Genomic DNA, 10,292 nt, shown 5'->3' with positions numbered 1-10,292 from the left:
CTCCTGTGACGAGAGTTACGGATCTGGGTCAGCCCGTCCTGGGCATGGGGGGCGCCGCGCCTCCGTCCTCCCCGTCGCGGGGGTCGTCGAACGGCAGCGCGGGGGCGGGGAGGGCGGGCCGCAGTGAGAGCAGCCGCTCGACGATCCGCAGGAAGAGCGCGGTGTTGCGGACCAGGTCGTCGGCGTCGCGCGGGCTGGCGGCGCTCTGGATGCCCGCCTCGGCGGCGGCGCGCTTGCGGGCGCCCGCCGCGAAGTACAGCGCCCATTCGGCCAGCTCGGGGGCGACCTCGGGCAGCACCTCCCAGGCGCTGCGGATGGCCTTCCGCCGGCGTGGGCCCTGCTCGGGGCGGCCGCGCACGGCCAGTACGGCGGCCGAGGTGCGCAGCGCCGCGAGGTGGGCGGCGGCGTAGCGCTCCAGGGGGTCGGCCAGGGTGCGGGCGCCGTCCAGGGTGCGGTGGGCGTGGGCGAGCAGGTCCAGGGCGGCGGGCGGGGCGGCGGCCCGGCGCAGCACGGGGTGGACGTCGCCGGGTGCCCGACGGGGGATGCCGCCGTGGGGGATGCCGCCGTGGGGGATGCCGCCGTGGGGGATGCCGTGGCCGCCGACCGGCCCGCCGCCGGTCGGCTGGGTGGGCAGCGGGTCCTGGAACGGGCCGGTGGCCAGCTGGATGATGCGGGCGTCTCCGGTGATCATCGTGGACCGCCCCCCTCAGTCCGTGGTCCGGGTGAGCGTCCACCGGTCGGCCGCCGGGTCGAGGCTGAGGTCGTACACACCGGGGGCGAAGGCCCGGCCGGGGCTCGCCTCGACGCGCCAGACCTCCCGCTCGGTGCGGACGCACCGGCTGAGCGGCGGGACGGGCCGCGTGTCGGCCACCGGTGCCGCGGCGAGCGGCCGACCGGTGGTGCGCCGGGCCTCCTCCCACCACGGGCCGCTCTCCTTCCAGTGGCCGAGCACCTCCCGCACCGCGTAGATCCGGTCGCGCCAGAGGAAGTGCGTGGGCCTGTCGCCGGTGCCCCGGACCTCGACCGGGTCCGCATGACGCCTGGTCATCGTGCCTCCTAGCTGTTCCTCGTGCCGACGGTTCGAATGGCCGACGCGACATCCGCGCGGGTGGGGGGCGGTGCCGTACCCGACCCGCAACCGCTGTTCGAACTCTCGTTCGAACGATTTCAGGGTAACCCCCTGCGCGGACCTCGCGTCAACGCCATTCCTTCCCCTCGGCCTGCCCGTACGAGCCCGGACGGCCCGTACATCCCCATGGTGGACGGCACCACTGACAACGCGGCCGGAGCGCGGTCGGAGCGCAGGTGAGTAAGGCAGCTCACACGCGAACGGCTCGAACGGACTCGAACGAATGGGCGGGATTCCAAAGCGGCACCGGGCCCGGCAGGCAGCAGCGCAGGCGGCCAGCGGCGGCGCGGGAGAGGGCGGTGCGGGAGAAGACGGTACGGGAGAGGGCGGCGGACCGGGCGGCCGGTAGCGGCGAGCGGGCCCGGGTGCGCGCGAGGAGGGAGCGGCCACCCGTCGGGTTCCGCTCCGCCGCCCCGTGTCGGCGGTGCGGAACCCGCGGCCGGTCCCGGTGCGGCGGTTCCGCCCGCCGGCCCCCGTGGCGCCCCGATTCCCCCGTGGCACCCGTCCCGACGGGCGGCGTCCGCCGCACTTCCGGTCCCCGGTGCTTCGCAGCCCCGTTGTCCCGGTGCCCTCACTCTGCCGTCTCCGCAGGTCACGGCGTATCCGCCGGGGTACTCAAAGCCGCACCCGGTACTTCTGAGTACCCGTACTCAGCCACCCACGCCGCTCCCCCGGATCGTCCGCGACGCGGAACCGATCACCTCCCGGCGGCGTCCTTTCCTCACTTACGCTGAGGCCGCGGCCCGACGCCCGGGACCGGCCGCGCACACGGGGAGCAGGGGAGGCGGACGTGTCGATCGTCCCGATGATCTTCACCAGTGGATGGGCGAGCGGCATCAACGCCTACGCGGTGGTGCTGCTGCTGGGACTCTTCGGCCGCTTCGGCGACGCGGGGGCGGTGCCGCCCGGCCTGGAACGCACCGATGTGCTGGTCGTCGCCGCCGTGCTCTTCCTCTGCGAGGCGGTGGCCGACAAGATCCCGTACCTGGACACCGTCTGGGACGCCGTCCACACCGTGGTCCGGCCGGTCACCGGTGCCACCGTCGGCGCCCTGCTGGCCGGGCACGCCCACGGCTCGCTCGGCGCCGTCGCGGCCGGGGCGATGGGCGGCACCACCGCGCTGGTCAGCCATCTCACCAAGGCGTCGCTGCGGATGGCGGTCAACACCTCCCCCGAGCCCGCCAGCAACATCGTGCTCAGCCTGCTGGAGGACATCGCCGTCGCCGCCGTGATCACGCTGGCGGTCTTCCACCCGCTGGCGGCCGCCTCGGTCGCCGGGGTGCTGCTGCTGGCCGGGCTGCTGCTGGTGTGGCTCGCGGTCTCCCGGGTCCGCCGCTTCCTCCAGCGCCGCCGCGAGCGGCGGGCGCAGCGGCGGACCGGCGCGGGGGCGGCCGTGACCGCCGGGGACCGGATTCCGGGCTGACCCGACATCCCGGACTCCGGCCGACCGGATTCCCCGCCCGAGGGGCGCCGCCGCCGACCCCTTAAGCTCCTTCACCATGGCAAGGATCGTGGTCATCGGTGCGGGTATCGGCGGACTGGCGGCGGCGGCGCGGCTGGCCACGGTCGGCCACCGGGTGCTGGTGTGCGAGGCGTCCGGCACCCACGGCGGGATGGTCGGCCGGTACGAGCGCGACGGCTTCGCCTTCGACACCGGACCGACGCTGCTCACCCTCCCGGCCGTCTACCGCGACCTGGCGCTGAAGACCGGCAAGGAGCCGCTGGAGGACCTGGTCGGCCTCTCCCCCGTCGACCCGGAGAGCCGGCACCTGCTGCCGGACGGCACCGGCCTGGCACTGCCCAACGCCTCCCGGGCCGGGGTGGTGCGGGCGCTGGACGGCGCGTTCGGCGCGGGCTCCGGCGAGCGCTGGACGGCCGTACTGGACCGGGCCCGGCAGGTCTGGGAGGCCACCCGCCGCCCGCTGCTGGAGGAGCCGCTCACCGGCGACCCCAGCCCGCTGCACACCGACCCCTACCCGGCCGCACCGCGCCGGGGCCCGGCCTGGCTGCGCCGCGCCGCCGCCCCGACCCTGGCCGAGGTGGCCCGCCGCGAACTGGGCGGGGCGGCCGGGCCGACCGCCCTGCTGACCGAGTACGCGCTGCGCTTCGGCCACGACCCGCGCCGGGCACCGGCGAGCCTGACCGTGCTGCCGTACATGGAGCAGACCTTCGGCGTCTGGTACGTGGCCGGCGGGATGTGGGCGCTGGCCGACGCGGTGTACGAGCGCTGCCTGCGGCGGCGGGTGGAGTTCCTGTTCCATGCGGCGGTCTCCGAGGTGACGGTGCGGGACGGCCGCGCCGCCGGGGTGGAGCTGTCCGACGGCAGCCGGATCGACGCCGACCTGGTGGTCTCCGCGCTGGACGTACGGGCGCTGTACGGGCAGCGGCTGGTCGGTGACGAGGCCCGGCCGCCGGGGTGGCAGCCGCCCGCGCCGCAGCCCGGCCGGTTCACCGTGCTGCTGGCGCTGCGCGGCGGCCGCCCGGCGGACACCGCGCACCGTACGGTCGTCCACGCGGCCGACCCGGCGGACGAGCTGGACGCCCTGTTCGGCCCCGGGCCCCGGCTGTGCGAACGGCCGACGGTGCAGGTGCTGCGGCCCGACGACCCGGCGCTGCGGCCCGACGGCGGACACGAGGCCGTCTCGCTGACGGTGACGGTGCCGCGCCACGGGTCGGTCGACTGGAGCGTGCCGGAGCGGGCGGCGGAGTACGCGGACCGGGTGCTGGCCCACGTGGACGCGGCCGGGCTGGGCCTGCGGGACCGGGTGCTGTGGCGGCGGGTGCGGACCCCGGCCGACACCGAGCGGGAGACCGGGGCGCCCGGGGGGTCCGTGCCCGGCCCGGCGCTGGCCGGGGCAGGCGGCGCGTACCTGGCCGCCGCCAACCGTTCGCCGCTGCCCGGTCTCCACCTGGCCGGCGGCTCGGCCCACCCCGGCGGGGGGCTGGCGCGGGCGGGGATGTCGGCGGCGGTGACGGCGGCGCTGATCGGGACGCCCTGAGGGGGCTTCCGGCTGCGGGCGGGGCAGTACGGGCTCCGGGGTCGCTGGGCGCGCAGTCCCCCGCCCCCTGGCAGGGCCACCCACCTACGGGCCCGAGAGATCCCGCCCCCGCCGCTCCGCCGACCGCCACCGCGCGCTTTGGACCAGGCGCGTGATCCGGATGCCCAGAGCTGGATGGATCACAGAACGTATGCATATGATCACACCATGAGACGGGCCAGATCCGGCTTCCTACGCCACACCGAGGCACCGGCCCGCGCCTGACCTGGTCCGGGGCACCGCTTCGGCAGGCCCCCGTGGTGGCGGGCAGTCCCGCTAGGAGCACACGTGACCCCTCGGCTGCCGGCGGCTGACCCCAGGCCCCGGCCCGACTCCTCCGGCAGCCTCGCCCTGGGCACGCTGCGTGGATTCGGGCAGGTGGACCTCCAACCGAGCGTGTGGACCTCGGCGGTCATCCTGGTCTCCCTGTGGGTGGCCGGATGGCAGATCGGACTCTTCGCCACCATCGGTGCGGTGTCATCGACGCTGACAGCCCGTCTCCTCGCGGTGCAGCACGACACCCTGGTCCAGGGACTGATGACCTACTGCGGCGTGCTCGGGGGCATCGCCACCGTGGTCTACCTGGGCAACCACGTCTCCAGCTATGTGCTGGCCGTCGCCGCCGGCATCATGTGCGCGCTGGTCACCGCCACGCTCAACCACCTGCTCAACCCGGTCGGGCTCGGGGCCTTCACCGGACCGTTCTGCCTCGTGTCGGCCGCGATGATGCTGGGGGCGCCCTCGTTCGGCCGGGTCTGGCACGGCACGCCGAAGTCGGCGCTCACCCCCGCCACCCCGACCAGCCCCGAGGTCGTCTGGTCCGACGTGTGGCACGGATTCTTCTCGAACGTCTCCCAGGTCTTCCTGGTCGGGAAGTGGGAGGTCGGCCTCATCATGCTCGTCGGTCTCGCGCTGGCCGGTTGGAAGGTGGGCCTCTTCGCGGCGCTGGGCAGCATCGTCGGCCTGCTCACCGCCTGGGCACTCGGCGCGCCGGCCGCTCTCATCCGCGAGGGCGTCTACGGCTACAACGCCGTCCTCACCAGCCTGGCGTTCGGTGTGGTCCTGCTGCGCTTCACCCCGTGGAACGTCGGCTACACCGTGCTGGCCGCCGCCGCCAGCACCGGTCTGACGGCCTCGCTCGCGGCACTCTTCAAGACCCTCGGCAGCCATACCTTCACCTGGCCGTTCAACCTCACCACCTGGGCGCTCCTGGCAGCCGTGCCGCTGCTGCCGCGGATCACCAAGCTCTCCGACGAGTCCTGATGCTCGGGCCGCCGGTCGGACACCTCTCGTACGCGAAGTACGCGTCACCGTATCCAAGGAAGGCGATTCGGCCATGAACCTGGCCCCCAGGGAGATCGACAAGCTACTGGTGTACGTCGTGGCCGACCTGGCCCGCAAACGCCGTGACCGCGGCCTGAAGCTCAACTACAGCGAGTCGGTGGCGCTCATCAGCGAGGCCATCCTCGAAGCCGCCCGCGACGGCAGGAGCGTCGCCGACTGCATGGAGCTGGGCCGGCATGTGGTCAGCAGCGACCAAGCCATGCCCGGCGTCCGCGAGATGCTCCCGCTGCTCCAGGTGGAAGCGGTGTTCGTGGACGGCAACAAGCTCGTCTCCTGCCACGACCCGATCGGCGGCTGATCCCGTGCCTGCCGGAAGGGTGGTCGCCGTCGGAGGCCATGAGAGCGACGGCGGCCAGGCCCTGCGCGGCCTGCTGGACCCGCAGGTCCACACCGTGACCGGCGGGCGCGGGCTGCTCCGGTGGGTGCGCGAGGCGCGCGGTCGGGGCGAGCGCGTGTGCGTGGTGCCCATGACCCTGGGCCGGGACGCGGAGCTTGTCGCCGACACCGCCCGTACCCTGCTCGGGCTCTCGCCCGACGAACGGTCGGGGACCGTGCTGGCCGAACCCTTCGGCACCGCCGGCCATCTGGTCGGCTGGCTGCGCGCCGCCGCCGCGAAGGCACCCGCCGAGGCGGCGCTCCTCGTCACCGCCCCGTCGGGCGACCCCTTCGACGACGCGGAGCTCTACCGGATCGCGCGCCTCGCAAGGCAGTACGGGCGGCACCGCACCGTGGAAGTCGCGCTGATCGGCGGCGACCCGGCTCCGGCCGACGGTGTGCGGCGCTGCCTGGCACTCGGCGCGGAACGGGTGGTCCTGCTGCCCGCGTCCTGGGTGACGCCGGAGGTGCCCGACCCGGAGCACAGCGAACTCGGGCAAGCGCTGCTCTCGCCGGCCGCCGTCATGGGCGTGCTCGACGCGCGGGTACGCCAAGCCTGGCGAATGCTCGACGAGCGGGGGGCCGACGGCCTGGCCCCGGCCCTGGCAGCGGCACACGGTCACGACCACAGCCACAGCCACAGCCACAGCCACAGCCACAGCCACGCGCACGGTGACCCGCCGTCCGAGGCCGACCACGCGCGGTACGGCGACCCTCCACCGCGCGAGCACGCACCGCACTTCCCGCCCGGCCGGATCCAAGCGGCTTCGCACCACCGTGCGGACGCACGCCCCGCCCTTGTCAGCAGGAGCATCCCATGACCGCTTTCGAACGGTACCTGTACGGTGACGGCCCGATCGAGCTCAATGTCGGCCGCCCCACCCTGAAGATCACGGTCCGCAACACCGGGGACCGCGCCGTCCAGGTCGGTTCGCACTACCACTTCTTCGAGACGAACTCCGCGCTCGAATTCGACCGTGACGCCACGCTCGGCATGCACCTCAACATCGCGGCCGGCACATCGGTCCGCTTCGAGCCCGGCGGCACCCACGAGGTCGAGTTGTGCCCCTACGCGGGTACCGGACGCCTCACCGGCTTCAGCGGGCTGCTCAACGGGAGCGTCAAATCCCATCCGGCTCGTGTGGAGGCCGTCAGCAGGGCGCTGACCCGTGGCTTCCGCGGGGCGGGTGAGCAGGGCGACGGTACGTCCGGGAGAACCGACCCCACACCTTCCGAGAAGAAGAAGGGAAGCAACTGAGATGCCCACGCTCTCCCGCAAGCAGTACGCGGAACTGTTCGGCCCCACGGTGGGCGACCGGGTCCACCTCGCCGACACCAATCTCGTCATCGAGATCGAGAAGGACTTCCGCGAGGGAATGTACGGGGACGAGGTGGTGTACGGCGGGGGCAAGACCATCCGGGACGGCATGGCCTCCAACCCGCAGGCCACGTCCGCCCAGGGCGCTCTCGACCTGGTGATCACCAACGCCGTCGTACTGGACCCGATCCTCGGCATCGTCAAGTGCGACATCGGCGTCAAGGACGGCTTCATCGCGGGCATCGGGAAGGCCGGCAACCCGCAGACGCAGAACGCCGTCGATCCGCGACTGGTCATCGGTACCAGTACCGAAGTCATCGCCGGCGAGCATCTGATCGCCACCGCCGGGGCCCTGGACGCGCATGTCCACCTGATCTCCCCCCAGCAGTGCGAGGAGGCGCTCAGCAACGGGATCACCACCCTGTTCGCCGGCGGTACGGGACCGACGGACGGCACCAACGGCACCACCTGCACACCCGGACCGTTCAACATCGCGCGGCTTCTGGAGGCCGCCGAGGGTCTGCCGGTCAACATCGGAATCATGGGCAAGGGGAGCGGAAGCCTGCCGGATTCCCTGGACGAGCAGATCGAGGCGGGCGCCGCGGCCCTGAAGATCCACGAGGACTGGGGCTCCACCCCTGCGGTCATCGACAACGCACTGGCGGTCGCGGACCGGCACGACATCCAGATCGCCATCCACACCGACACCCTCAACGAGAGCGGCTTCTTCGAGGACACCCGCTCCGCGATCGACGGCCGCACGATCCACACCTTCCACAGCGAGGGAGCCGGCGGCGGCCACGCACCGGACATCCTGAGGGTCACCGGCGAGCCGAACGTGCTGCCGTCCTCCACCAACCCCACGCTGCCGTACACCAGGAACTCCGTGGACGAGCTGCTGGACATGGTGATGGTCTGCCACCACCTCAGTCCTGACATCCCGGAGGACGTCGCCTTCGCGGACAGCCGGGTGCGGGCCGAGACCATCGCCGCCGAGACGGTCCTGCACGACCGGGGAGTCATCAGCATGATCTCCTCGGACTCCCAGGCCATGGGCCGTATCGGGGAGTCCGTCACCCGCGCCTTCCAGATCGCGCACCTGTGCAAGGAGAAGCTGGGCGTCCTGGCCGAGGACACCGAGCGCAACGACAACCAGCGCGTGCTGCGCTACCTGGCCAAGGTGACCATCAACCCGGCGATCGCGAGCGGGGTCTCCGACTACGTGGGCTCCCTGGAGGCCGGCAAGCTCGCCGACATCGTCCTGTGGCCCATGCACTCCTTCGGCGCCAAGCCGAAGATGGTCATCAAGGCCGGCATCGTCTCCTGGGCTCAGATGGGCGACCCCAACGCGTCGCTGATCACTCCGCAGCCCGTCTACTACCGCCCGATGTTCGGCCAGTACGGACGCGCCATGCAGTCGACCCATGTCACCTTCATGTCGCAGGCGGGCATCGCGGCGGGCGTCCCGGAGAGGCTCGGCCTGCGGCGCCGGGTGCTGCCCGTGCGCAAGACCCGCACCATCGGCAAGCACAGCATGGTCCGCAACGACGCCCTGCCGCGCGTCGAGGTCGATCCCGAGACGTACAAGGTGACCCTGGACGGAGAGGTCGCGACCATCGAACCGGCCGACCGGCTTCCGTTGAACCAGCTGTTCTTCCTGGCCTGAACGGCATGTACCGCAAGGGGACGGCCGGGGCGGAGGCGTCCGCCGACCGGTGCGGCCCGGCCCGGACGGATCTGGGAGCACTGCTGGTCAGCCTCCAGTTGACCGATTCGGCGTTCCCCAGCGGCTTCTACACCCTCTCCCACAGCCTTGAGGGGTTCGCCCAGGAGCGGGCGGTGGACGACCGCTCCCTCCCGGTGCTGCTCCAGGACCTGCTGCGGCACGGCGTCGGCCCGTCGGACGCCACCGCGTTGGCGCTGGCGCACCGGGCCGCCACGGCGGACGACTGGGAGGCGGTGGCCACCACCGACCGGCGGCTGTACGCGACCAAGCTGAACCGGGAGATGCGGTTGACGTCCGTACGCACCGGACGCCAACTGCTCGACCTCGCCCAGGAAGTCTTCGGCGCACCCGGCATCGCGGCGTACCACCAGAGGGTCGTCCGCCGGGAGGCGCCGGGCACCCAGGCCGTGGCGGCGGCCGTGGTCTACGCGCTGACGCGGGTACCGGTCGGGCAGGCCGTCGCCGCCGATCTCTTCGCGTTCTGCGCCAGTTTCGCCGGTGCGGCGCTGCGGCTCGGGCTCACCGACCACCGCCGGGCCCAGCGGATGCTCCGGCAGACCGCGCCGGTGATCGAGGAGACGACGGAGGCGGCACTGGCCCGCGAGCTCGCCGACATCGGGGCGACCACCTTCGCCGCGGACATCATGTCCGCCCGGCACGAGCGTGCCGAGGCACGCCTGTTCGCAAGCTGACCGGCCGCCGTCCCCGGCGACCGTCCCCGGGAGAGGAAGAAGATGCGAGACAGAGACAACGTCCTGCGCGTGGGCATCGGCGGACCTGTCGGCTCGGGCAAGACCGCCCTGATCGAGGCGCTGGTCCCCCTCCTGACCAGGAGCGGCCACCGCCCGGCGGTGATCACCAACGACATCTACACCCAGGAGGACGCACAGCACATCCGCCGCACCCTGGACGGCGTGCTCGACGCCGAGCGGATCGTGGGCGTCGAGACGGGCGCCTGCCCGCACACGGCCGTGCGCGACGACCCGACGATGAACCTGGCCGCGGGCGCCGAGATGCTCGACCGGTTCCCCGACGTCGACACCCTCCTCTACGAGAGCGGCGGCGACAATCTGACCCTCACCTTCAGCCCGGCGCTGGTCGACCTGTTCGTCTTCGTCCTGGACACGGCGGAGGGCGAGAAGATGCCGCGCAAGCGGGGGCCGGGTATCACCGACTCCGACCTGCTGGTCATCAACAAGATCGACATTGCCCGGTACGTCCGGACCGACATCGGTGTCATGGAGTCCGACGCCCACCGGGTGCGCGGCGAGGGGCCCGTGGTGCTGACCGACTGCCTCACCGGGAAGGGCGTCGACCTTGTCGCGTCCTTCGTCGAGTCACGCCGCAAGGTGCTGATGTGAC

11 protein-coding genes are annotated in these 10,292 nt (G+C 72.9%); 9 read left to right on the top strand and 2 right to left on the bottom strand.

The window, feature by feature from the left end; translation table 11 throughout:
- Positions 1-28: 28 nt before the first annotated feature.
- Both ACIQGZ_RS11565 and ACIQGZ_RS11560 read right to left on the bottom strand, forming a co-directional pair.
- Positions 29-691 (bottom strand): SAV_6107 family HEPN domain-containing protein, encoded by a 663-nt coding sequence (locus ACIQGZ_RS11565; RefSeq protein ID WP_402601033.1) that lies wholly within the window; start codon positions 689-691, stop codon positions 29-31.
- Positions 692-706: 15 nt separating this feature from the next.
- Positions 707-1,048: a DUF6504 family protein gene (locus ACIQGZ_RS11560; protein ID WP_402601031.1), complete on the bottom strand. Its 342-nt coding sequence runs from the start codon at positions 1,046-1,048 to the stop codon at positions 707-709.
- Between the two features lie 871 nt (positions 1,049-1,919).
- Here ACIQGZ_RS11560 and ACIQGZ_RS11555 point away from each other — a divergent pair.
- The 9 genes from ACIQGZ_RS11555 to ureG all read left to right on the top strand — a co-directional run bounded on the left by ACIQGZ_RS11555 (position 1,920) and on the right by ureG (position 10,291).
- Positions 1,920-2,552 (top strand): DUF4126 domain-containing protein, encoded by a 633-nt coding sequence (locus tag ACIQGZ_RS11555; RefSeq protein WP_402601030.1) that lies wholly within the window; start codon positions 1,920-1,922, stop codon positions 2,550-2,552.
- Between the two features lie 76 nt (positions 2,553-2,628).
- Positions 2,629-4,128: a phytoene desaturase family protein gene (locus tag ACIQGZ_RS11550; protein WP_402601028.1), complete on the top strand. Its 1,500-nt coding sequence runs from the start codon at positions 2,629-2,631 to the stop codon at positions 4,126-4,128.
- Positions 4,129-4,455: 327 nt separating this feature from the next.
- Complete coding sequence (locus tag ACIQGZ_RS11545) at positions 4,456-5,430, top strand: urea transporter (RefSeq protein ID WP_402601027.1); 975 nt, start codon at positions 4,456-4,458, stop codon at positions 5,428-5,430.
- A gap of 73 nt (positions 5,431-5,503) precedes the next feature.
- Positions 5,504-5,809, top strand: a complete 306-nt coding sequence (locus ACIQGZ_RS11540) for an urease subunit gamma (RefSeq protein WP_402601026.1) — start codon at positions 5,504-5,506, stop codon at positions 5,807-5,809.
- Positions 5,810-5,828: 19 nt separating this feature from the next.
- Positions 5,829-6,707 carry a cobalamin biosynthesis protein CbiX gene (locus ACIQGZ_RS11535; protein WP_402601025.1) on the top strand — a complete coding sequence of 293 codons (879 nt, stop codon included), beginning with the start codon at positions 5,829-5,831 and terminating at the stop codon, positions 6,705-6,707.
- Entirely contained in the window at positions 6,704-7,144 is a 441-nt protein-coding gene (locus tag ACIQGZ_RS11530) for an urease subunit beta (protein WP_402601024.1), read from the top strand. Before ACIQGZ_RS11535 ends, ACIQGZ_RS11530 begins: the two co-directional genes overlap by 4 nt.
- A 1-nt stretch (position 7,145) precedes the next feature.
- Entirely contained in the window at positions 7,146-8,870 is a 1,725-nt protein-coding gene (ureC, locus tag ACIQGZ_RS11525; RefSeq protein WP_402601023.1) for an urease subunit alpha, read from the top strand.
- Between the two features lie 5 nt (positions 8,871-8,875).
- Positions 8,876-9,622 carry an urease accessory protein UreF gene (locus ACIQGZ_RS11520; RefSeq protein ID WP_402601022.1) on the top strand — a complete coding sequence of 249 codons (747 nt, stop codon included), beginning with the start codon at positions 8,876-8,878 and terminating at the stop codon, positions 9,620-9,622.
- A 42-nt stretch (positions 9,623-9,664) separates the two neighbouring features.
- Positions 9,665-10,291 (top strand): urease accessory protein UreG, encoded by a 627-nt coding sequence (ureG, locus tag ACIQGZ_RS11515; RefSeq protein WP_402601020.1) that lies wholly within the window; start codon positions 9,665-9,667, stop codon positions 10,289-10,291.
- The last annotated feature ends 1 nt before the right edge of the window (position 10,292 follow it).

Source organism: Streptomyces sp. NPDC092296 (assembly GCF_044755465.1).
Lineage (GTDB): Bacteria > Actinomycetota > Actinomycetes > Streptomycetales > Streptomycetaceae > Peterkaempfera.
Note: the sequence above shows the minus strand (reverse complement) of the source record. Positions and strands in the feature narration are given on the sequence as shown.